Origin of the sequence: Amycolatopsis sp. NPDC049159 (assembly GCF_040648295.1) — a bacterium.
Taxonomy (GTDB): Bacteria; Actinomycetota; Actinomycetes; order Mycobacteriales; family Pseudonocardiaceae; genus Amycolatopsis; species Amycolatopsis pretoriensis_A.
Genome location: NZ_JBEZDL010000009.1, coordinates 241660 through 263079, shown reverse-complemented (window position 1 = coordinate 263079; position 21420 = coordinate 241660). Strand labels below are relative to the sequence as shown.

Annotated in this window: 18 protein-coding genes; 10 read left to right on the top strand and 8 right to left on the bottom strand. The window is 71.0% G+C overall.

The features are described from left to right. Positions 1-1059: 1059 nt before the first annotated feature. The 5 genes from gap (at position 1060) to AB0B33_RS19270 (ending at position 4876) form a co-directional block, all read left to right on the top strand. Positions 1060-2061 carry a type I glyceraldehyde-3-phosphate dehydrogenase gene (gene gap / locus AB0B33_RS19290; RefSeq protein ID WP_247011529.1) on the top strand — a complete coding sequence of 334 codons (1002 nt, stop codon included), beginning with the start codon at positions 1060-1062 and terminating at the stop codon, positions 2059-2061. A 5-nt stretch (positions 2062-2066) separates the two neighbouring features. Next, entirely contained in the window at positions 2067-3281 is a 1215-nt protein-coding gene (locus AB0B33_RS19285; protein WP_360773349.1) for a phosphoglycerate kinase, read from the top strand. Next, positions 3281-4066 carry a triose-phosphate isomerase gene (tpiA, locus tag AB0B33_RS19280; protein WP_360773346.1) on the top strand — a complete coding sequence of 262 codons (786 nt, stop codon included), beginning with the start codon at positions 3281-3283 and terminating at the stop codon, positions 4064-4066. Before AB0B33_RS19285 ends, tpiA begins: the two co-directional genes overlap by 1 nt. Positions 4067-4193: 127 nt before the next feature. After that, positions 4194-4424, top strand: a complete 231-nt coding sequence (secG, locus tag AB0B33_RS19275; RefSeq protein WP_003071471.1) for a preprotein translocase subunit SecG — start codon at positions 4194-4196, stop codon at positions 4422-4424. 107 nt (positions 4425-4531) lie between these two features. After that, positions 4532-4876 carry an RNA polymerase-binding protein RbpA gene (locus tag AB0B33_RS19270; protein WP_247011523.1) on the top strand — a complete coding sequence of 115 codons (345 nt, stop codon included), beginning with the start codon at positions 4532-4534 and terminating at the stop codon, positions 4874-4876. A gap of 182 nt (positions 4877-5058) precedes the next feature. On the opposite strand, the gene AB0B33_RS19265 is transcribed toward AB0B33_RS19270, so the two are convergent. Beyond that, a complete protein-coding gene (locus AB0B33_RS19265) occupies positions 5059-6258 on the bottom strand; it encodes a histidine kinase (RefSeq protein ID WP_247011520.1) in 1200 nt (399 codons plus the stop codon). Positions 6259-6549: 291 nt separating this feature from the next. Continuing rightward, positions 6550-7620, bottom strand: a complete 1071-nt coding sequence (locus AB0B33_RS19260) for an NAD(P)/FAD-dependent oxidoreductase (protein ID WP_360773341.1) — start codon at positions 7618-7620, stop codon at positions 6550-6552. Positions 7621-7746: 126 nt separating this feature from the next. Between AB0B33_RS19260 and AB0B33_RS19255 the strand changes: the two genes are divergently transcribed. Beyond that, on the top strand, positions 7747-8325 hold the full coding sequence (locus tag AB0B33_RS19255) for a TetR family transcriptional regulator (protein ID WP_360773339.1): 579 nt from the start codon (positions 7747-7749) through the stop codon (positions 8323-8325). A 165-nt stretch (positions 8326-8490) separates the two neighbouring features. Here AB0B33_RS19255 and pgl read toward each other — a convergent pair whose 3' ends face one another. From pgl to tkt, 6 genes are read right to left on the bottom strand one after another with little or no spacing between them, the layout of a single operon-like run. Next, positions 8491-9270, bottom strand: a complete 780-nt coding sequence (pgl, locus tag AB0B33_RS19250) for a 6-phosphogluconolactonase (RefSeq protein ID WP_247011513.1) — start codon at positions 9268-9270, stop codon at positions 8491-8493. Further along, entirely contained in the window at positions 9267-10262 is a 996-nt protein-coding gene (gene opcA, locus AB0B33_RS19245; protein ID WP_247011511.1) for a glucose-6-phosphate dehydrogenase assembly protein OpcA, read from the bottom strand. Before opcA ends, pgl begins: the two co-directional genes overlap by 4 nt. Beyond that, positions 10259-11782 carry a glucose-6-phosphate dehydrogenase gene (gene zwf / locus AB0B33_RS19240; protein WP_360773334.1) on the bottom strand — a complete coding sequence of 508 codons (1524 nt, stop codon included), beginning with the start codon at positions 11780-11782 and terminating at the stop codon, positions 10259-10261. The genes opcA and zwf overlap by 4 nt, the downstream gene beginning before the upstream one ends. After that, entirely contained in the window at positions 11779-13401 is a 1623-nt protein-coding gene (locus AB0B33_RS19235) for a glucose-6-phosphate isomerase (protein WP_247011507.1), read from the bottom strand. The genes zwf and AB0B33_RS19235 overlap by 4 nt, the downstream gene beginning before the upstream one ends. 8 nt (positions 13402-13409) lie before the next feature. Continuing rightward, complete coding sequence (tal, locus tag AB0B33_RS19230) at positions 13410-14522, bottom strand: transaldolase (RefSeq protein ID WP_360773331.1); 1113 nt, start codon at positions 14520-14522, stop codon at positions 13410-13412. 14 nt (positions 14523-14536) lie between these two features. Then, positions 14537-16648, bottom strand: a complete 2112-nt coding sequence (gene tkt, locus AB0B33_RS19225; protein WP_360773328.1) for a transketolase — start codon at positions 16646-16648, stop codon at positions 14537-14539. Between the two features lie 283 nt (positions 16649-16931). Here tkt and AB0B33_RS19220 point away from each other — a divergent pair, with 283 nt between their 5' ends. From AB0B33_RS19220 to AB0B33_RS19205, 4 genes are read left to right on the top strand one after another with little or no spacing between them, the layout of a single operon-like run. Next, entirely contained in the window at positions 16932-17912 is a 981-nt protein-coding gene (locus AB0B33_RS19220) for a heme o synthase (protein ID WP_247011501.1), read from the top strand. A gap of 17 nt (positions 17913-17929) precedes the next feature. Then, on the top strand, positions 17930-18517 hold the full coding sequence (locus AB0B33_RS19215; RefSeq protein ID WP_360773325.1) for a hypothetical protein: 588 nt from the start codon (positions 17930-17932) through the stop codon (positions 18515-18517). Positions 18518-18577: 60 nt separating this feature from the next. Beyond that, positions 18578-20815 carry an ATP-binding domain-containing protein gene (locus tag AB0B33_RS19210; protein ID WP_360773322.1) on the top strand — a complete coding sequence of 746 codons (2238 nt, stop codon included), beginning with the start codon at positions 18578-18580 and terminating at the stop codon, positions 20813-20815. A gap of 10 nt (positions 20816-20825) precedes the next feature. Further along, a complete protein-coding gene (locus tag AB0B33_RS19205; protein WP_247011495.1) occupies positions 20826-21395 on the top strand; it encodes an FKBP-type peptidyl-prolyl cis-trans isomerase in 570 nt (189 codons plus the stop codon). Positions 21396-21420: the final 25 nt, after the last annotated feature.

The following is a 21420-nucleotide window of genomic DNA, read 5'->3' as shown; positions in this document are numbered from 1 at the left end:
GCGGCCGTTGGGGCTGGTGCCCGCGCTCGCCGCTTGGTCGGCTCCGGCTGGCCACCACGCCGAGCGGCTGTTGGGGTTGGTGCCTGCGCTTGCGGCTTGGTCGGCTCCCGTTGGCCACCACGCCGAGCGGCCGTTGGGGCTGGTGCCCGCGCTCGCCGCTTGGTCGGCTCCGGCTGGCCACCACGCCGAGCGGCTGTTGGGGTTGGTGCCTGCGCTTGCGGCCTGGTCGGCTCCTGCTGGCCACCATGCCGTGCGCCCGCAGGGGCTGGTGCCCGCGCTCGCCACCCGGGGCCCGCCACCACCCCGTGCGCCCGCTGGGGCTGGTGCCTGCGCTAGCGGCTTGGTCGGCTCCTGTTGCCGCCACCTCGTGCGGCTGTTGGGCCTGGTGCCGGCGCTCGCCGCTCGGCCGGCGCCCGCCATCCGTGGTGCCCCTCGCGGGTTGCCTCGCAGCCGGCCGAGCCCGCCCTCCGCGGTGCTGCCCCGGGTGCCCTCGCAATCGGCTACCCGCCCATGCGCTCTGGTGGGCTGCCGCGCAATCTGCCGGGGCCCCGCCCCTCATCACCGCGGGCGCCTGGCCAACCGCCGCGAATGCCCCCCTCACGAAGACAAGCGGGTCCCACCCGTCGCGGCGAAAGCCGCCCAGCCGGGTGCACCCGCCCCGGTAGCCGTCGCTGGATCGGTCGAGCCGCCGACCTCACACACCCCGCCGAGCCCGCCTCACCCGGCTCGAAAACACCCCTCGAGACCCACCACGAGCTGAATCGTTACAGCCCCCAAAACCACCTCACCGCCAGCCCTCGTCCGACCGGAGCCGTACCCCGCACTCCCAGCCGGAACCGGTCCCGCGCCCCGGACCGCCCACCCTCACCGGTCCGCCGTGGTCCGCCCCGCCGGAGTCCAGCAAAATCACCAGCCTTCTTAATCGATTCTTGACCCGTTCGCCAAGTGGTGGAAGTCTCGTCAGGGCAGTCAGGGACGCGCATGCCCGCACGCTAGGGTTGCCGCGAGCCCGCAAGTCACGGCCGGGACTCCCGGCCGATCCTCAGAGGAGTGGCAGCAGTGACCGTTCGCGTAGGTGTCAACGGCTTCGGCCGCATCGGCCGCAACTTCTTCCGCGCCGTGCAGGCCAGCGGCCACGACATCGAGGTCGTCGCCTTCAACGACCTCGGCGACGTCGCCACCATGGCCCACCTGCTGAAGTACGACTCCATCCTGGGCCGGTTCCCGGGTGAGGTCAGCGTCAGCGACGAGGGCATCGTCGTGGACGGCAAGACCATCAAGGCCCTCGCCGAGCGCGACCCGGCCAACCTGCCTTGGGGCGACCTGGGCGTGGACGTCGTGGTCGAGTCGACCGGCTTCTTCACCAACGCCGACGCCGCCAAGGCGCACATCGCCGGTGGTGCCAAGAAGGTCATCATCTCCGCGCCCGCCAAGGGCGAGGACCTGACCGTCGTCCTCGGCGTCAACGACGAGAAGTACGACGGCTCGCAGAACATCATCTCCAACGCCTCGTGCACCACCAACTGCCTCGGCCCGCTGGCCAAGGTCCTCAACGACGCCTTCGGCATCGAGCAGGGCCTGATGACCACGATCCACGCGTACACGCAGGACCAGAACCTGCAGGACGGCCCGCACAAGGACCTCCGCCGCGCCCGCGCCGCCGCCCTGAACGTCGTCCCGGCCTCGACCGGTGCCGCCAAGGCGATCGGCCTCGTGCTGCCGGAGCTGCTCGGCAAGCTGGACGGCTACGCGCTGCGCGTCCCGGTGCCGACAGGCTCGGCGACCGACCTCACGGTGACCCTGAAGAAGGCCGCCACCGTCGAGGAGATCAACGCCGCCTACAAGGCCGCCGCCGAGGGCCCCCTCGCCGGCATCCTGCGCTACTCGGTCGACCCGATCGTGTCCTCGGACATCGTCACCGACCCGGCGTCCTGCATCTACGACTCGCCGCTGACCAAGGTCATCGGCAACCAGGTCAAGGTCGTCGGCTGGTACGACAACGAGTGGGGCTACTCCAACCGCCTCGCGGACCTGATCAAGCTCGTCGGCTCGAAGCTCTGAGCCGGATGACCGTCAAGAACCTCGACGACCTGCTGGGCGAGGGCGTTCAGGGCCGGTACGTACTCGTGCGGTCCGACCTGAACGTCCCGCTCGACGGGTCCCGCATCACCGACGACGGCCGGGTCCGCGCCGCGCTGCCGACGATCAAGAAGCTCGCCGACGCGGGCGCGAAGGTCGTCGTCACCGCACACCTTGGCCGCCCCAAGGGCGAGCCGGACGCGAAGTACACCCTCGCGCCCGTCGCCCAGCGGCTTTCCGAGCTGCTCGGCGCCGAGGTCGCACTGGCCGGTGACCTGGTCGGCGAGTCGGCCAAGGCGCTGACCGGCGCCCTGGCCGACGGCGGCGTCGTCCTGCTGGAGAACGTGCGCTTCGACGCGCGCGAGACCAGCAAGGACGCCGTGGACCGCTCCGAGCTGGCCGCCGAGCTGGGCGCGCTCGTGCCCGGTGGCGCGTTCGTCTCCGACGGCTTCGGCGTCGTGCACCGCAAGCAGGCCTCGGTCTACGAGGTCGCCTCGGTGCTCCCGGCGTACGCGGGCGGCCTCGTGCTGGCCGAGCTGGACGTGCTGAAGAAGCTGACCGACGACGTGCAGCGGCCCTACGTGGTCGTGCTCGGCGGCGCGAAGGTGTCCGACAAGCTCGGCGTCATCGCGAACCTGCTGACCAAGGTCGACCGGCTGCTCATCGGCGGCGGCATGGCGTACACCTTCCTCAAGGCCCAGGGCCACGAGGTCGGCCAGTCGCTGCTGCAGGCCGACCAGCTCGACCAGGTGAAGGGCTTCCTCGCCGAGGCCGAAAAGCGCGGCGTCGAACTGGTCCTGCCGGTCGACGTGCTCGCCGCGACGGAGTTCTCGGCCGACGCCGAGCACGAGGTCGTCGCGGCCACCGCCATCCCGGCCGACCGCCAGGGCCTCGACATCGGCCCGGCGAGCCGGGAGCTGTTCGCCGGCAAGCTGGCCGACGCCAAGACCGTGTTCTGGAACGGCCCGATGGGCGTGTTCGAGTTCGAGGCGTTCTCGGGCGGCACCCGTGCCGTCGCGGAAGCCCTCGTGAAGAGCGACGCGTTCACCGTGGTCGGCGGCGGTGACTCGGCCGCCGCGGTGCGGCAGCTGGGCCTGCCCGAAGACGGCTTCTCGCACATCTCCACCGGCGGCGGTGCCTCGCTGGAGTACCTCGAGGGCAAGGAACTGCCGGGCGTCGTGGCCCTGGAGGAGAAGAACTAGTGGCACGCAAGCCGTTCATCGCCGGCAACTGGAAGATGAACCAGAACCACCTCGAGGCGATCGCGCTCGTCCAGAAGATCGCCTTCGCGCTGCCGGAGAAGTACTACGCGAAGGTCGACGTGGCGGTGCTGCCGCCGTTCACCGACATCCGCAGCGTGCAGACCCTGGTCGACGGCGACAAGCTCTCGCTGACCTACGGCGCGCAGGACATCGCGCCGCAGGACTCGGGTGCCTACACCGGTGACATCTCGGGCCTGATGCTGGCGAAGCTGGGCTGCAAGTTCGTCGCGGTCGGGCACTCGGAGCGGCGCGAATACCACGCCGAGACCGACGAGCTGGTCAACAAGAAGGTCAAGGCCGCGCTCAAGCACGGCATCACGCCGATCCTCTGCATCGGGGAGAAGCTCGAGGTCCGCGAGGCCGGCGAGCACATCCACCACACCACGACGCAGCTGATCGAAGGCCTGAAGGGCCTCAAGGCCGAGCAGGTCTCCGGCGTGGTCGTCGCGTACGAGCCGGTCTGGGCGATCGGCACCGGCAAGGTCGCGTCGTCGGCCGACGCCGAAGAGGTCTGCAAAGCCATCCGGGGGACCCTCCAGGAGAAGTACGGCGACGACGTCGCTTCGTCCGTCCGGGTGCTCTACGGGGGATCGGTGAAGTCGGGCAACATCAGCGAGCTGGTGGGCTGCGAGAACATCGACGGTGCCCTGGTCGGCGGAGCGAGCCTCGACGGTGAGGAGTTCACGAAACTCTGCGCACTCGCCGCGGGCGGGCCGCTGCCCTGATCGAGGCCACGACCGGGTAACCTGTGTATCCGGTCCGTCACACAGCAGTGGACGAGTCCAGGGGTACGGTGGAGGTCGGAAACGACCATGCCGTACCCCTGCATTCTCCTAGAGCCCAGAGGATGACATGAAGCTGTTCCTGCAAATCCTGTTGATCGTCTCCAGCGTCCTGCTGGTGGTCGCTGTGCTGCTGCACCGCGGCCGGGGCGGTGGCCTGTCGTCGCTGTTCGGCGGCGGGATGCAGTCGAGCCTGGCCGGGTCGAGCGTGGCCGAGAAGAACCTCGACCGGATCACCCTGCTGCTGGGCGCGGTCTGGCTGATCAGCATCGTGGGCTTGGGTCTGCTGCTCAAGGTGTGACGCGTCCGGCGTCTCGCCGCCGCGATCGCGACCGGATCCGACGGCGGAACGCGCGATTCGGCGTGCCTATAGGGGGGCGCGCCGCCGATTCCTAGGTGTGAGGATTCATGGTTGGCGGTAACGCGATTCGGGGCACCAGGGTGGGTGCCGGTCCTACGGGCGAATCGGAACGGGGTGAATCGGCGCCACGGCGCCGGGTAGGTTATTGGTGCGCCAACGGTCACGAGGCCCGGCCGTCGTTCGCGCTCGACGCGGAGATCCCGGACGAGTGGGACTGCCCGCGCTGCGGGCTTCCGGGCGGGCAGGACGAAAAGAACCCACCGGCCGCCCCACGGACCGAGCCCTACAAGACGCACCTGGCCTACGTCAAGGAGCGCCGCAGCGACTCCGACGGCGAGGCCATCCTGGCGGAGGCGCTCGAGCGCCTCCGCAAGCGCCGGGAAATCCTCTAAGCGGTTCGGGCTCAAGACCACCCCGGGACTCCTCGGGGTGGTTTTTCGCGCGCCCGCACCTGAGCAGCCCCCGATTTCCACGCTACCGGGGAGCACCGACAGTTCCGGGCGCCGATTCGCACGCGACCGGAACTGTCGGCCCCCACGGCTAGCCTGGAAATCGGGGGCTGCTCAGCGCGGTGTCAGCGGTCCAGCGGGTACCGGGCCCGCACCCGGAAGCCGCCGTCCTTCGACTTCGACGTCTCGAAGCTCCCGCCCAGCAGGCGGGCCCGCTCGGCGAGCCCGGTCAGGCCGTGGCCGCCCGAGGGGAGTGATTCGCCGGGGCGGCTCGCCCGCTCGTTGCGGACCTCGATCTTGAGCGCGCCGTGCTCTCCTTGGATGCGGATGGTCGCCGTCGCGCCCGGGGCGTGCTTGTGGACGTTCGTCAAGCACTCCTGGACGGTCCGGTAGGCCGCCGCCGAGACCTGGTTCGGCAGGGCTTCCGGCAGGTGCTCCACGGACAGGTGCACCGGGACCTCCGACGTCCGGATCAGCCGGTCGAGGTCGTTGATCCCCGGACGGGGGCCGTCGTCGTCGGCGCCCGCGCGCAGCACGCTCAGCAGGGACCGCAGCTCCTCCAGCGTCCGCTTCGACAGCGTCCGGATGACCTGCGCGGTCTCCTGCGCCCGGTCGTCGGTGGTCTGGGCCTGCAGCGCGCCGGCCTGCATCGCGATCAGCGTGATCTGGTGGGACACGACGTCGTGCATCTCGCGGGCCAGCCGGGCGCGCTCTTCGGCGCGGACGGCGTCGGCGTGGAAGCGGCGCTCGCGGTCGCGGCTCGTGGCCAGCTCGGCGAGCTTGTTCGCGACCTCGGCCCGCGCCCCGATGAGGAGGCCGATCGCGATCGGCATGCCCGCGACGAGCACGCCGTAGATGCCGTCGAGGATGTGCTCGCGCCAGCTGAGCTCGGCGAAGTCCTCCAGCGGCCACTGCACGAACCGGCAGATCCACACCAGCGCGGCGCCGACCCAGACCTGCCAGTGCAGCTGGCGGCGGGTGGCGAGCATGCCGAGCGTGATCATCGACGCCAGCTGCGCCCACCCGGCCAGGAAGCCGGGGACGGCGACGAGCACGGCGAGGAACGGGAACTTCCGCCGGAACACCACCGCGAGGCAGGCCGCGCCGGAGAGCCAGATCGAATAGGGCTGGGCCTTCTCGGGGATCACCAGCCAGACGTCGAGCACCGCCAGGATGACGGCGGCCGCCTCGATGGCGAACGTGACCACGGCGGGCCGGGGGACCGAGCCGAACACGCTCAGCCCCCGCTTCCGCACCCGCTCGGCGGCCGACGGCCCCGAGCTCGCGATCGAGATGCCTGGAATCGAGAGTCCCTCTGTACTCATCGCTGGCGACCCCATTCGTCTTGTGGACTTGATGGTGAGAGGTGCTCAGGGCCCGATCGGGACGCGCAGCAACGGACAAATGTGCGGATGCTAACGAGGTCACGTACGAAGACGGTAAGTTTCACCCGCCGTCGGTGCTCCGGCGTCCGGATTTCGCAACGGCTTGGTCCAAATGGGGGATAGTCGCGGAAGGGTGCTACTCGGAGTGGGAGTTCTGCTTCCCTGTGTGCACCCGGACGACCACATCGTGGGAATCATGTTACCCACGTGTGGGCGTCCGGCGGTAGTTCTTCAGGCGGCCATCGAGTGGAGGTCGTCGCTGAGCAGGTCGTCGAGGCCGCTCGCGCACGCCTTCGCGGTTTCGATCGACCGCGGCAGCATCCCGGCCTCGTACGCCATGACCGCCTCGTCGACGCTCGGCGCCGTCGCCAGCGCGGTGGCGAGCTCGGTGCCGTCGAGGAGCGCGAGGTTCGCGCCGACCCCCAGCGGCGGCATCAGGTGGGCCGCGTCGCCGAGCAGGGTGAGGCCCGGCGTGTGGGTCCACGCGTGGGGGACCGGCAGGACGTGCAGCGGCCGGTGGGTGAACCCGCCGTCGGCGTCGGCGAGGAACCGCAGCACGCCGGGGTGCCAGCCGGCGTAGCGCTCGAGCAGGTGCGTGCGCACCGCGGCGGTGTCGGCGAAGTCGAGGCCGGTGTGCCAGTCCTCGGGGGCGTAGAACACGGCGTAGCAGCGGACGTCACCGTTGCTCGTGCGCTGCGCGAAGAGGGCGCGCCCGCCGGCCTTGGTCATCATGGTGCCCTGGCCGGCCATGGCCGCGAAGTCCGAGGCGCCGCCGTGGTCGAACTCGACGAACGTGACCCCGCTGTACACCGGCCGGACGCCGGTCAGGGTCTGGCGGACGCGGGACCACGCACCGTCCGCGCCGACGACGAGGTCGAAGTCGCGGGTCTCGCCGTCGCCGAAGGCCAGCCGGGCGCCGGTGACGCCGGTGATCGGCCGCCCCCACTGGACGGTGCCGGGCGCGAGCGAGTCCAGGAGGATGCCGCGGAGCTGGCCGCGGTCGATTTCGGGGCGGAAGTCGTCGTCGGGGGTTTCGTCGATGACGACTTCGGCGGTGTGCGGGTCGAGGGCGCGCATCTGCTGGCCCTCGGGCCGGGCCAGTTCGCGGAACCGGTCGTACAGGCCGGCGGTGCGGAGGGCGACCTGGCCGGTGTCGCCGTGCATGTCGAGCGTGCCGCCCTGGGGGCGGGCCTCGGCGGAGGCTTCTTGTTCGAAGACGGTGACGTCGACGCCGTGCTGCTGCAGGACGCGGGCACAGGCCAGGCCGCCGAGGCCGGCGCCGACGATCGCGATGGAGTTCATGACTTCCCCCTGGGAGTTCGGGGCCCCGGGCTCATCCGGTGGCCTGAACCCAGAAAAGCACAGTGACTCAAAAAGTGCAACGACTCAACTTTTGAACTGAGTTCACCATCACGTAGGCTGGGGTGCATGACCGAAGTGATCGGGCGCCGCGAGCGCAAGAAGGCGCAGACGCGGCAGGCCCTGGCCGACGCCGCGCTGAAGCTGTTCCTCGAACGCGGCTACGACGAGGTCGGGGTGAAGGAGGTCGCGGACGCCGCCGACGTCTCGGTGACGACGTTGTTCAAGTACTTCCCCAGCAAGGAAGCTCTGCTGTTCGACCAGGACGACGACATCGAGGCGGCCCTGGTCGCCGCGGTCCACGACCGCCCGCCGGGCAGCCCGATCGTGGAAGCCCTGCACTCGCACATCCTCCGCGACGTCTCCGACGGCGGCCCGGACGAGGAGTTCCTGCGCCTGATCGAGAGCACCCCGGCCCTGCGCGAGTACGGCAGGCGCATGTGGATGCGCCACGAGACGGCACTGGCACGGGCGATCGCGGAGGAGTCGGGCGCCCCACCGGGCGACGTACGGGCGGCGGCGCTGGCGAGGTTCGCTCTGGCGTCCCGCGACTTGATCACGGCCCACGAGGACCCGCGCGCGGCGGCGGAGGAGATCTTCGGCTGCCTGGCGCGCGGCTGGGGCACGGAAGAGCCCGGAAAGCGGTGAAGGCCACCTTGAGGAACGCGAAGTCCGCCGCGGTCTTCCAGACGGCTCGGACCGCCGCCGAGCAGGCGCCGACCGCCGCGGCCTGGGTTCCGTGGGCCGAAAGCGGTGAAGGCCGCCTTGAGGAACCTGAAGTTCCTCAAGGTGGCCTTCACGAACCACCGGAAGCTAAGCCGTGGGCGGTTGGTAAACCTTCGTCAGCTTGCCCGCCGCGGCGCGGTCCAGCAGCCACAGCGTGCGCCGGTGGCCGCGGGCCCCCGCCACCGGCAGCTGGACCTCGCCGGCCCCCGACAGCGCCAGCGCCACCGCGTCCGCCTTCGCCTCGCCCGCCGTCAGCAGCCACACGTCGCGGGCCCGGCGGATGGCCGGCAGGGTCAGCGAAACCCGCGTGGGCGGCGGCTTCGGGCAGTTGCGCACCGCCACCACCGAACGCTCGGTCTCGTACACCGCCGGCGACTCCGGGAACACCGATGCCGTGTGGCCCTCGCCGCCGAGGCCCAGGAGCATGATGTCGAACGTCGGGACGTCGCCGTGGTCCTCCGGGCCCGCGTTGTCCGCCAGCACCGACGCGTAGGACGCCGCCGCCGCGTCCGGGTCGTCGCCGAACTCGCCGTCCGACGGGGCGATCGCGTGGACGCGCTTCGGGTCCAGCGGGACGTGGTCCAGCAGGGCCTCGCGGGCCTGCTTCTCGTTCCGCTCGTCCGAATCCGCCGGGACGAACCGCTCGTCACCCCAGTAGATGTCCAGGCGGGACCAGTCGATCGCGTCGCGGGCCGAGGAAGCCTGCAGCTCCGAGAGCACCGCGATGCCCGTGCCGCCGCCGGTCAGCACGAGCGACGCCGTGCCCTTGGCCGCCTGGACGTCGACCAGCCGCGTGACCAGCCTGGCGGCCGCGGCGGCCGCCAGGATGTCCTGGTTCGCGTAGACGACTACTTCCGTCTTGCTCATTTCTTGGCACCGGCCGCCGCGGCGGCGGGCGAGGTGACGTCGGCCTTCGGCGGGGCCCCCGTCTTGCCGTTCGTGCCCGGCGCGATCTTGCCGAGGCCGTGCAGGGCGGCCTCGTAGATCTCGTCCGGGTCGAGCCGGCGGAGCTCCTCGATCAGGCAGTCCTGGTTGTTGCGGCGCTGCAGCGCGATGCGGCGGGTCGGCTGGCCCGGCTGGGTCAGCGTGCCGACGCGGCCGTCCGGGCGGTGCAGCTCCACCGGGCCGGACCGGCGGTCCAGCGTCACCGAGATGATCCCGGCGGCGCCCGCGCTCTTCACCCGCTTCACCGGCGCCTTCAGGTATTCCGCCAGCCAGCCGGCGAGCAGCTCGGTGGACGGCGAGTCGGCCTCGCCGGTCACCGTCGCGCCGGTGATCTTCTCGAACGGCGGCAGGTCCAGCGCCGACACCAGCTGCGCCCGCCAGCGGGTCAGCCGGGTCCACGCCAGATCGGTGTCGCCCGCGGTGTACGCCTTCGCGCGCGTCAGCAGGGCCCGGACCGGGCTCTTCTCCGCGGCGGAGTCGGTGATCCGGCGCTGCGCCAGCTGGCCCAGCGGGTCGTTCGCCGGGTCCTTCGGACCGGCACCCGGCCACCAGCAGACGATCGGCGCGTCCGGCAGCAGCAGCGGCACCACCGCGCTCTGGCCCTGCGCGGCCAGCGGCCCGTAGAGCCGCAGCACGATGACCTCGCTCGCGCCGGCGTCACCGCCGACGCGGATCTGGCCGTCGATGCGCGGAGCCGCCGTGCGGGCGCCCTTGGCCACCACGATCACCCGCGACGGGTGTTCGCGGCTCGCGCCGTTGGCCGCCTCGATGGCCTCTTCGAGCCTGGCGTCGTCGTCGGCCACGATGACCAGCGTCAGCACCCGCCCGAGCGCGACTTGCCCGCCCTGTTCGCGGATCTCCACCAGCTTCTTGTTCAACGCCGAAGTCGTGGTGGACGGCAGGTCGATGATCACGGGCGCCTCCATTTCCGGCCGGTGCGCTCCAGCATTTCGTCGGCGGACGGCGGGCCCCAGGTACCCGGCGGGTACTGCTCCGGCGACCCTTCCTTGGCCCAGTGCTCGAGGATCGGGTCCAGGATCTTCCAGGACAGCTCGACCTCTTCGTTCACCGGGAACAGCGACGGCTCGCCCAGCAGGACGTCGAGGATCAGGCGCTCGTAGGCCTCGGGGGAGGACTCGGTGAACGCGTGCCCGTAACCGAAGTCCATCGTGACGTCGCGGACCTCCATCGTGGTCCCCGGCACCTTCGAGCCGAACCGCAGCGTGATGCCCTCGTCCGGCTGGACCCGGATGACCAGGGCGTTCTGCCCCAGCTCCTCGGTCGACGTCGAGTCGAACGGCAGGTGCGGCGCCCGCTTGAACACGATGGCGATCTCGGTGACGCGGCGGCCGAGCCGCTTGCCGGTGCGCAGGTAGAACGGCACCCCGGCCCAGCGGCGGCTCTGCACCTCGAGGGTCACCGCGGCGTAGGTCTCGGTCTTCGAGTCCTTCGCGAAGCCCTCTTCCTGCAGCAGGCCGGGCACCTTCGTGCCGCCCTGCCAGCCGCCCGCGTACTGGCCGCGCGCGGTGGTCTTGTTCAGCGGCCCGAGCGGCTTGGTGCCCGAGAGCACCTTGATCTTCTCCGCGCGCAGGGCCCGCGGGTCGAACGACAGCGGCTCCTCCATCGCGGTGAAGGCCAGCAGCTGCAGCAGGTGGTTCTGGATGACGTCCCGGGCGGCGCCGATGCCGTCGTAGTACCCCGCGCGGCCGCCGAGGCCGATGTCCTCGGCCATGGTGATCTGCACGTGGTCGACGTAGTTGGCGTTCCAGATCGGCTCGAACAGCTGGTTGGCGAAGCGCAGCGCCAGGATGTTCTGCACCGTCTCCTTGCCGAGGTAGTGGTCGATGCGGAACACCGACTCCTCGGGGAAGACGTCGTTGACGATCGCGTTCAGCTCTTCGGCGCTCTTCAGGTCGTGCCCGAAGGGCTTCTCGATGACCACGCGCCGCCACGTCTTCTCGTCGGCGTTCGCCAGCCCGGAGCGGGCCAGCTGCTTGGTCACCACCGGGAAGGCGCCGGGCGGGATCGACAGGTAGAACGCGGTGTTGCCGCCCGTGCCGCGTTCCTTGTCGAGGTCCTTGACCGTCTGCGCGAGCCGGTCGAAGGCGTCGTCGTCGTCGAAGGTGCCCTGCACGAACCGGATGCCTTCGGCGAGCCGGTTCCACACCGACTCCTTGAACGGCGTCCGCGCGTGCTCTTTGACCGAGTCGTGCACGAGCTCGCCGAAGTCCTGGTGCTCCCAGTCGCGCCGGGCGAACCCGACGAGCGAGAAGCCGGCGGGCAGCAGCCCGCGGTTGGCCAGGTCGTAGATGGCGGGCATCAGCTTCTTGCGGGCCAGGTCGCCGGTGACCCCGAAGATCACCAGGCTGGACGGCCCGGCGATGCGCGGGAGCCGCTTGTCCCGCTCATCGCGAAGGGGGTTGCTCCAGGTCATGCGCCGACCTCCTGTACCGCGCGGACGACCGCCGCGAGCCCGGCGGCCCGGTCGGTCAGGTGCAGGCGCAGCACCGGGCGGCCGTGCTCGGCGAGCACCTGCCCGTCGCCCAGTGCCTGCGCGTGCTGCAGCTGACCCAGCGTGTAGGGCCGGTCCGGCACGTCGAGGTCCTGCTCGACGACGCCGGTGAGCTGCAGGAACACGCCGTTCTGGTGCCCGCCCTTGTGGTACTGCCCGGTGGAGTGCAGGAACCGCGGTCCCCAGCCGAACGTCGTCTGCTTCCCGGTGGCCTTGGCGATCTCGCCGCGCAGCAGCTCGGTCGAGGCGTCGTCGAGGCGGTCGAGGTAGGCCTGCACGGCGAGGTAGCCCGCGTCCGGCGCCGAAGCGAAGAACGCGCGCAGCACGTCGGTGAGGCTGCCTTCGGTGGAAACCCCGTCGCTGCCGAAGATCTCGACCGGTCCGTCCACAGTGGACGCCGTTTCGCCGCCCTTCAGCTTCTCCGGGTCGTCCAGCAGCGCACGGGCCGCCTTCTTCGCGGTTTCGACGTCGGGCTGGTCGAACGGGTTGATCCCGAGCAGCCGGCCGGCCAGTGCCGTGGCGAACTCCCACAGCAGGAACTGCGCGCCGAGCGAGCCGGTGACGGCGATCTTCGCCGCTCCCTGCGGGCTCCCGACCGCGACCGCCGTGGCGTCCGCCTTCGCGTCGTCGAAGCCGGGCGCGGCCGGGCTTTCGACCGCGACGGGCAGCAGCCCGGTGCCCTGCTTGCCGGTGGACTCCGCGATCAGCTGCTCGGCCCAGTCCGGGAAGCCCTTGATGCCGGAGCCGGAGTCGGCCAGCACGACCTTCTCCGCGCCCGCTTCGTGCGCCGCGGCCCAGGCGGCGGCCAGTTTGACCGCCGGGTTGTCGGCCGAGTCCGCGGCGAGCTCTTCGGCCACCGAAGCGGCCTGGTCGAGCAGCCGGGCGACGTCCGCGCCGGCCAGGCCGGCCGGGACGAGCCCGAACGCGGTCAGCGCCGAGTAGCGGCCGCCGACGTGCGGGTCGGCGAGGAAGACCTTGCGGTAGCCCTCCTTTTCGGACAGTTCCTGGAACGGCGAGCCCGGGTCGGTGACGACCACGATCCGCCGCGCCGCGTCGATCCCCGCGTCGGCGAACGCCTTCGCGAAGATCCGCCGGTGGCTGTCGGTTTCGACGGTGCCGCCCGACTTCGACGACACCACGATGACCGTGCGGTCGAGGTCGCCGGCGAGCGCGTCGGCGACCTGGCCTGGGTCGGTCGTGTCGAGGACGGTCAGCGGGACGCCGTCGGTCGCGGTGATCACTTCCGGCGCGAGCGACGAGCCGCCCATGCCGGCCAGCACGACGCGGTCGACGCCCTCACTGCGCAGCTCGGTCCGCAGCGCCTCGATCTCGCCGATCAGCGGCCGCGACGACTTGTGCAGCGTCGTCCACGACAGCCGGATCGACGCCTCGGGTTCGGCCTCCGGCCCCCAGAGCGTCGCGTCCTTCGCCGCCAGCTTCGACGCGGCCTGGTCGGCGACCAGCCGGTCGGCCAGCGGGGCGGCGCGCTCCGCCAGTGCGGCGTCCACGATCTCGACGCCGGTCTTCTCACCTGTCGTCATGTCGTGCTTCAGCCCTTCGCCTTCTCGAGCTGCCCGTTCACGGTGTCCAGAAGCTCGGTCCACGACTTCTCGAACTTCTCGACGCCCTCGTTCTCCAGCACCAGGAAGACGTCGGTGATGTCGATGCCGACCGCCTCGAGCTGGTCGAAGACCTGCTGCGCGTCCTTGCCGTGCCCGGTGACCCGGTCGCCCTTGAGGTCAGCATGCTCCGCGACCGCGTCCAGGGTCTTCTCCGGCATGGTGTTGACGGTGCCCTTGACGACCAGGTCGTCGACGTAGAGCGTCGGCGAGTAGTCCGGGTTCTTCACGCCGGTCGAGGCCCACAGCGGGCGCTGCGCGTGGGCGCCGTCGGCCGCGAGGGCCTTCCAGCGGTCGGTCGCGAAGAGCTCCTCGAAGGCCGCGTAGGCGAGCCGCGCGTTGGCGACGGCCGCCTTGCCGCGCAGGGCCTTGGCCTCGTCGGTGCCGATGGCGTCCAGGCGCTTGTCGATCTCGGTGTCCACGCGGGAGACGAAGAACGACGCGACCGAGTGGATGCCGCGCAGGTCGTGGCCGTTGGCCTTCGCCTGCTCGAGACCGGCGAAGTAGGCCTCGATGACCTTCTTGTAGCGCTCGACGGAGAAGATCAGCGTGACGTTGACGCTGATGCCCTCGGCCAGCGTCGCGGTGATCGCCGGCAGGCCCTCTTCGGTGGCCGGGATCTTGATCAGCACGTTCGGCCGGTCGACGGTCTTCCACAGGTCCTTCGCCTCGGCCACCGTCTTGTCGGTGTCCTTGGCCAGGCGCGGGTCGACCTCGATCGAAACACGGCCGTCGACGCCGTTCGTGGCGGTGTAGACGTCGCGGAACAGGTCGGCGGCGTTGCGCACGTCGGTCGTCGTCAGGTCCCGGATGGTCGCCTCGACGTCGGCGCCCTGGGCGGCGAGCTCCTTCGTGCGCTCGTCGTAGGCGTCACCCTTCGACATCGCGTTGGCGAAGATCGTCGGGTTGGTCGTGACACCGACGACGTGCTTGTCGCGGATCAGGTCCGCGAGGTTGCCGGTGTTGAGGCGTTCACGCGAGAGGTCGTCGAGCCAGATCGATACACCGGCCTCGGACAGCTGCGCGAGCTTGTCGTTGCTCATTACTGTCATCCCCTTCAGGAATTCTTGGTGTTGGCGATCGAGCGGCGGGCCGCGTCGACGACTGCTTCCGTGGTGAAACCGAACTCACGGAACAGTGTGGCGGCATCGGCGGAGGCGCCGAAGTGCTCGATCGAAACGTTCACCCCGGCGTCACCGGTGAAGCGGTGCCACGACTGGGCGATGCCCGCCTCGACGGACACGCGGGCCTTCACACCGGCCGGGATGACGGATTCGCGGTAGGCCGCGTCCTGCGCGTCGAACCACTCGACGCACGGCATCGAGACGACGCGCGCCTTGACGCCGTCGGCCTCGAGGGTCTTCTTCGCCTCGACGGCGAGCTGGACCTCGGAACCGGTGGCGATCAGGATCACGTCCGGCGTGGCAGTAGCGTCTTCGGAGTCGGCCAGGACGTACCCGCCCTTGGCGACGCCCTCGGCGCTGGTGCCTTCGAGCACCGGCACGTTCTGGCGGGTGAGCGCCAGGCCGGACGGGTGGTGGACGTCCTCCAGCACGGCCTTCCACGCGTACGCGGTCTCGTTGGCGTCCGCCGGGCGGACGACGTTGAGGCCCGGGATCGCGCGCAGCGCGGAGAGCTGCTCGATCGGCTGGTGCGTCGGCCCGTCTTCGCCGAGGCCGATCGAGTCGTGCGTCCAGACGTAGGTGACCGGCGCCTTCATCAGCGCGGCCAGCCGGACCGGCGGGCGCATGTAGTCGGAGAAGATGAGGAACGTCGCGCCGTACGGGCGGGTGCCGCCGTGCAGCGCGATCCCGTTGAGGATCGAGCCCATGGCGTGCTCGCGGATGCCGAAGTGCAGCGTCCGGCCGTACGGGTTGGCCTGCCACATGTCGGTGGCGGCCTTCTCGGGACCGAACGAGTCGGCGCCCTTCATCGTGGTGTTGTTGCTCTCGGCCAGGTCGGCCGAGCCGCCCCACAGCTCCGGCAGCGGGTCGGCGAGGGCGTTGAGCACCTCACCGGAGGCCTTGCGGGTCGCGATGCCCTTGGCGTCCGGCTCCCACTTCGGCAGGTTGTCGGCGAAGCCCTCCGGCAGCGTGCGGGTGGACATGCGGTCCGCCAGCTTCTTGCGCTCCGGGTTGGCCTGGCCCCACGCCTCGAACTTCTGCGTCCACTCGGCGTGCGCGGTCTTGCCGCGCTCGAGCGCCTGGCGGGTGTGCTTGAGCACGTCGTCGTCGACCTGGAAGGACTGCTCCGGGTCGAAGCCGAGGATCTCCTTGACCGCGGCGACCTCTTCGGCGCCCAGCGCGGCGCCGTGCGCCTTGCCGGTGCCCATCTTCTTCGGGGCCGGGTAGCCGATGACGGTCCGCAGCGCGATGAACGACGGGCGGCCGGTCTCGGCCTTGGCGGCCTTGATGGCCTCCTCGATCGCCACGACGTCCTCGCCGCCCTCGACGACCTGGGTGTGCCACCCGTAGGCCTCGTAGCGCGCGACGGTGTCCTCGGACAGCGCGATGTTGGTGTCGTCCTCGATCGAGATCTTGTTGTCGTCCCAGAAGACGATGAGGTTGCCCAGTTCCTGGCGGCCCGCGATGGACGAGGCCTCGGCGGTGACGCCCTCTTCGATGTCACCATCGGACGCGATGGCGTAGATGTAGTGGTCGAAGATGCTCTCGCCGGGCGCGGCGTCCGGGTCCAGCAGGCCGCGCTCGCGGCGGGCGGCCATCGCCATGCCCACGGCGTTGGCCAGGCCCTGGCCGAGCGGCCCGGTGGTGGTCTCGACGCCGTCGGTGTGCCGGTACTCCGGGTGCCCCGGGGTCTTGGAGCCCCACTTGCGCAGCTGCTTGAGGTCCTCGAGCTCGAGGCCGTAGCCGGCGAGGAACAGCTGGATGTAGAGCGTCAGGCTCGAGTGGCCCGCCGAAAGCACGAACCGGTCGCGGCCCGGCCAGTTCTGGTCGTTCGGGTCGTGACGCAGCGTGCGCTGGAAGAGCGTGTAGGCCAGCGGCGCCAGGCTCATCGCGGTGCCGGGGTGGCCACTGCCACAGTTCTCGACCGCGTCCGCGGCGAGCACCCGGACGGTGTCCACGGCGCGGGTGTCGGTGTCGGTCCAGTCGGCGGGGACGTTACGCCGGAGGAGTGGGTTGTTCTCGCTGGTAGGGGCAGTTTCGGACACTGAACTCCAACTCCCGGTCATGATGGTTGCGGCTGGTCTTCCTCGTTCCGGTTACCCGTGCGCGGGGTCATCTATCTCAATCGATCCCGAAGGGACGATATTCCTGCTCGCGACCCTGCGCAGGGGCAATCGCGGCCCGTCGCGGTCAGCCTAGTGCTTAGGCCCGTCGAGGACCCGCGATCACCCACGGGATTCACCACGTCTAACATCGGTCGAGGGTTCAGACCGGCGTTCCACCACGGCCTTCGGCACGGACCCGCCCGAACCTGACGCAGGGAGTGAAATGTCGTTGGTGAACGCTGCGCACGGACGCAGTGAAGACACCAGCGCCGTGCACCCGACCGGTGAGCGACCGCACGGTGACCGGCGAAGCATCCGCCGGGTCGTCGGCGCCTACGCCGCGCTGGCGAAGCCGCGGGTCATCGAGCTCCTCCTGGTGACCACCATCCCGGCGATGTTCCTCGCCGGCCGTCAGATCCCCTCGCCGTGGCTGGTGCTGGCCACGCTGGTCGGCGGGACGATGGCCGCGGGCAGCGCGAACGCGCTCAACTGCGTGATCGACGCGGACATCGACAAGGTGATGAACCGCACGAAGCGCCGCCCGCTGGTCAAGGACTCGGTGCCCCGCCGCGGTGCGCTGGTCTTCGGCCTGGTCATGGGCGTCGCGTCGGCCGTGGTGCTCTACCTCACGGTCAACCTGCTGTCGGCGATCCTCGCGGTCGCGACGATCCTCTTCTACATCTTCGTCTACACGCTCGGCCTGAAGCGGCGCACGTCGCAGAACGTGGTCTGGGGCGGTGCGGCGGGCTGCATGCCGGTCGTCATCGGCTGGGCCGCGGTCACCGGCACCGTGCAGTGGCCGGCGTTCGTGATGTTCGGCGTCATCTTCTTCTGGACGCCGCCGCACACCTGGGCGCTGGGCATGAAGTACCGCGACGACTACGAGCGCGCCGGCGTCCCGATGCTGCCGGTGGTCGCCACCGCCCAGCACGTCGCCCGCCAGATCGTCATCTACTCGTGGGTGATGGTGGCGTGGACGCTGCTGCTGCTCCCGGTGACGTCGTGGCTGTACGGCACCTTCGCGATCCTCGCCGGCGGCTGGTTCCTCTTCTACGCGCACAGCCTGCAGGCGGCGGTGCGGCGTGGTGAAGAGACCAAGCCGATGGCGCTGTTCCACCGCTCGAACACGTACCTGATGATCGTGTTCGTCGCGCTGGCCGTCGACTCGGCGATCGGCCTGCCCACCCTCGGCCTGCCGTTCTGAGACGGGCCGGGATCGCGGTGGCCGCGGTCGTCGTCCTGGGCCTGCTGGTCCTGCTCGGCCGGGGCAAGGTGCCGCTCGACACGAACCAGCTGCTCGGCACCGCCTGCGCCATCCCGTCCCGGATCACCGCGATCCCGGGGGCGCCCGACGCCGCTCCCGGTGGCGGCGGCCTCCGCGTGGCCGAGCAGGGCGCCGGCACCGTGGTCGAAAACACCAGTACCCAGTTCGCGTACCGGATCCCGGTGGCGGCCGGCTCGACGCGCGCCGAGGTCCCGCTGCTCGCGCCCGGGCAGCGCACCGCCGTCGCGGGCGCCGGGCCGGTGACGTTCGGCCCGGTCGTCTGGCTGGCCCCGGAGTCGCTCGGCGGCTACACCCCGGTCACCGCCACCCCGGTCCCGGGCGGGGTCCGGTACACGTCGTCGAACTGCCGTGCGCTGACCAGCCAAGGCGCCGTCGTGCTGCGCCGCACCGGGACCGGCCGGATCGTGGAGAGCGGGGAGCTGCCCGCCGCGAGCGTGTCGTGCGCGCCGGGGGAGAAGGTGCTGCCGGCCGTGCTCGCGCCCGGCAGCGAGGTCTTCCCCCGCTGCGGCCTCGGGCCGGAATGATCGCGGGGCCGGGGTCGTTAGACTTGACCGGCTCTTTTCCTTGAGGCGAAAGCAGGATCTTTGTCTTCGGACGACTTCTCCGCCGAGCTCGCCCGCGAGCAGGCGTACGTCACCACCCTTTACGCGAAGCTCGACGCCGAACGCGCCGAAGCCCAGCGCCGCCTCGACGAGACGCTGCGCCAGACCGGCGGGACCCCGCAGGCCCGCACCGAGCGCGACGTCGCCACGACGCTGTACACCGACCGGCTGGCCCAGCTCGGCTCCGTCGAACAGGGGCTGGCCTTCGGCCGGCTCGACTTCGTCCCCGACAGCGCCGAGGAAACCACCTACATCGGCCGGCTCGGGCTGTTCGACGAAGACGACGACTACAAGCCGCTGCTCGTCGACTGGCGGGCGCCGGTCGCGCGGCCGTTCTACCTCGCCACCGCGGCGTCACCCGAAGGGGTGCGCCGGCGGCGGCACCTGCGGTCGCTGACCCGCAAGGTCACCGGCTTCGACGACGAGGTACTCGACCTCACCGCCGCCGACCAGGGCCAGGACCTCGGGCTGGCCGGCGAGGCCGCGCTGCTGGCGGCGCTGGAGCAGCGGCGCACGGGTGAGATGAGCGACATCGTCGCGACCATCCAGGCCGAGCAGGACCGGATCATCCGCGCCCCGCTGGGCGGCGTCATGGTCGTGCAGGGCGGGCCGGGCACCGGCAAGACCGCCGTCGCCCTGCACCGCGCGGCCTACCTCCTCTACACGCACCGCCAGCAGCTCACGACCCGCGGCGTGCTGGTCGTCGGGCCGAACAGCACGTTCCTGCGCTACATCGGCCAGGTGCTGCCCTCGCTCGGCGAGACCGGCGTGCTACTGGCCACCATCGGGCAGCTCTACCCGGGCCTGGACGCCGACGGCGTCGAATCCCGCGAAGCCGCCGAGGTCAAGGGCCGGCTGGTGCTGGCCGACGTGCTCGCCAACGCCGTCCGGGACCGCCAGCGCGTGCCCGAGCCGGTGCTGGAGATCGAGTACGAGCACGACGTGCTGCGGCTGGACCGCAAGACGTGCACCGACGCCCGGACCCGCGCCCGCCGCTCGCGGCGCCCGCACAACCCGGCGCGGCGCCTGTTCGTCTCCGACGTCCTCGACGCGCTGACCCGCCAGGCCGCGCGGAAACTGGGGGACGACCTCCTCGACGGGCAGGACGTGGCCGACATCCGGGCCGAGCTGGCGGCGGACGAGAACGTCGCGGCGGCGTTGGACTCGCTGTGGCCGGTGCTGACCCCGGAAGGGGTGCTCGACGACCTGTTCGCCGACCGCGAACGGCTTTCGAGCGCGGCGCGGAAGCTGCTCTCTCCCGACGATCGCGCGCTGCTGGAGAGCGGCCGCGACGCGCGCTGGACCCCCGCCGACGTGCCGCTGCTCGACGAGCTGGCCGAGCTGATCGGCGTCGACGACACCGAGGCCCGCGTCGAGCGCAAACGCCGTGAGCGCGAGGACCGCGCGTACGCCGAGGGCGTGCTCGACATCCTCGAGCAGGACGAGGAGATCATCGACGAGGAGCTGCTGCGCGTCTCCGACGTCCTCGACGCCGAGCTGTTCGCCGAGCGCCAGGTCGCGCGCAGCGAGCTGACCGCGGCCCAGCGGGCGGCGCAGGACCGGACCTGGACGTTCGGGCACGTGATCGTCGACGAGGCCCAGGAGCTCTCGGCGATGGACTGGCGGCTGCTCATGCGCCGCTCGCCCAACCGCTCGATGACGCTGGTCGGCGACGTCGCCCAGACCGGCGCGGCGGGCGGGGCGCGGTCGTGGGGCGAGGTGCTCTCGCCGTACGTCGCGGACCGGTGGCGGCTGGAGGAGCTGACCGTGAACTACCGCACGCCCGCGGAGATCATGGCGGTGGCCGCGCGGGTGCTGCGCGAGGTCGACCCGTCGTTGTCGGCGCCGTCTTCGGTGCGGGAGACCGGGGTCGCGCCGTGGTCTGAGCGCCCGGCGTCGCTGGAGTCGTCGTTGCCGGAGCTGGTGGCCCGCGAACTGTCCGAAGTGGACGGCGGGACGGTGGCGGTGCTGGTGCCCGCGGCCCGGCTCGACGCGGTCTCGGCGCTGCTCGGGGCGTCGGACGAACGGCTGAGCGTGCTGACGGTCGAGCGGTCCAAGGGCCTCGAGTTCGACTCGGTGGTGCTGGTGGCGCCGGACGAGGTCGTCGCGGGCTCACCGCGCGGGCTCAACGACCTGTACGTGGCCCTGACGCGCGCGACCCGGCGGCTCGGCGTGGTCCGGACCGGTGACGAGGTACCGGCACTCTCCGTGCTTGGCTAGGGTGCCTCGCATGCAGAAGATCGGGAAGATCGTGGTCGTCGCCGCGGCGGCGCTGTCGCTGGCCGCGTGCGGCCAGGACGCCAAGACCGAGCCGGCCTCGGCGCCCCCCACCGCGGCGCCGACGTCGGACGCCGCCGCCCCGGCGACCCAGAGCAAGGGCCGCGAGTGCACGGCGGACGACATCAAGACGACGGGGAAGTTCGGCGAGAAGCCCGAAATCACCATCCCGGCCGACTGTGACCCGCCGAAGAAGCTGATCACGAAGGACCTGTCCGAGGGCACCGGCAACCCGGCCAAGACGGGCCAGCAGCTGAAGATGAACTACCTGCTGGTGACGTGGTCGGACAAGAAGGTGCTGGACAACTCCTACGACCGCGGCGAGACGTTCGACCTGAACCTGGGCGCGGGCGAGGTCATCCCGGGCTGGGACCAGGGCCTGGCGGGCATCAAGCAGGGCGGCCGCCGCCTCTTGATCATCCCGCCGGACCTCGCGTACGGCGAGGGCGGCCGGGGCATCAAGCCGAACGAGACGCTGGTGTTCGTCACCGACGCCGTCACGGTGCCCGGCACCCAGGGCTGACCGGCTGCACTTTCACGTGAAAGTG

Coding starts and splice junctions, on each gene's coding strand:
- AB0B33_RS19285 (WP_360773349.1), top strand. CDS start 2,067: ATGACCGTCAAGAACCTCGACGACCTGCTGGGCGAGGGCGTTCAGGGC.
- secG (WP_003071471.1), top strand. CDS start 4,194: ATGAAGCTGTTCCTGCAAATCCTGTTGATCGTCTCCAGCGTCCTGCTG.
- AB0B33_RS19270 (WP_247011523.1), top strand. CDS start 4,532: ATGGTTGGCGGTAACGCGATTCGGGGCACCAGGGTGGGTGCCGGTCCT.
- AB0B33_RS19265 (WP_247011520.1), bottom strand. CDS start 6,258: ATGAGTACAGAGGGACTCTCGATTCCAGGCATCTCGATCGCGAGCTCG.
- AB0B33_RS19260 (WP_360773341.1), bottom strand. CDS start 7,620: ATGAACTCCATCGCGATCGTCGGCGCCGGCCTCGGCGGCCTGGCCTGT.
- AB0B33_RS19255 (WP_360773339.1), top strand. CDS start 7,747: ATGACCGAAGTGATCGGGCGCCGCGAGCGCAAGAAGGCGCAGACGCGG.
- pgl (WP_247011513.1), bottom strand. CDS start 9,270: ATGAGCAAGACGGAAGTAGTCGTCTACGCGAACCAGGACATCCTGGCG.
- zwf (WP_360773334.1), bottom strand. CDS start 11,782: ATGACCTGGAGCAACCCCCTTCGCGATGAGCGGGACAAGCGGCTCCCG.
- AB0B33_RS19235 (WP_247011507.1), bottom strand. CDS start 13,401: ATGACGACAGGTGAGAAGACCGGCGTCGAGATCGTGGACGCCGCACTG.
- tal (WP_360773331.1), bottom strand. CDS start 14,522: ATGAGCAACGACAAGCTCGCGCAGCTGTCCGAGGCCGGTGTATCGATC.
- AB0B33_RS19220 (WP_247011501.1), top strand. CDS start 16,932: ATGTCGTTGGTGAACGCTGCGCACGGACGCAGTGAAGACACCAGCGCC.
- AB0B33_RS19205 (WP_247011495.1), top strand. CDS start 20,826: ATGCAGAAGATCGGGAAGATCGTGGTCGTCGCCGCGGCGGCGCTGTCG.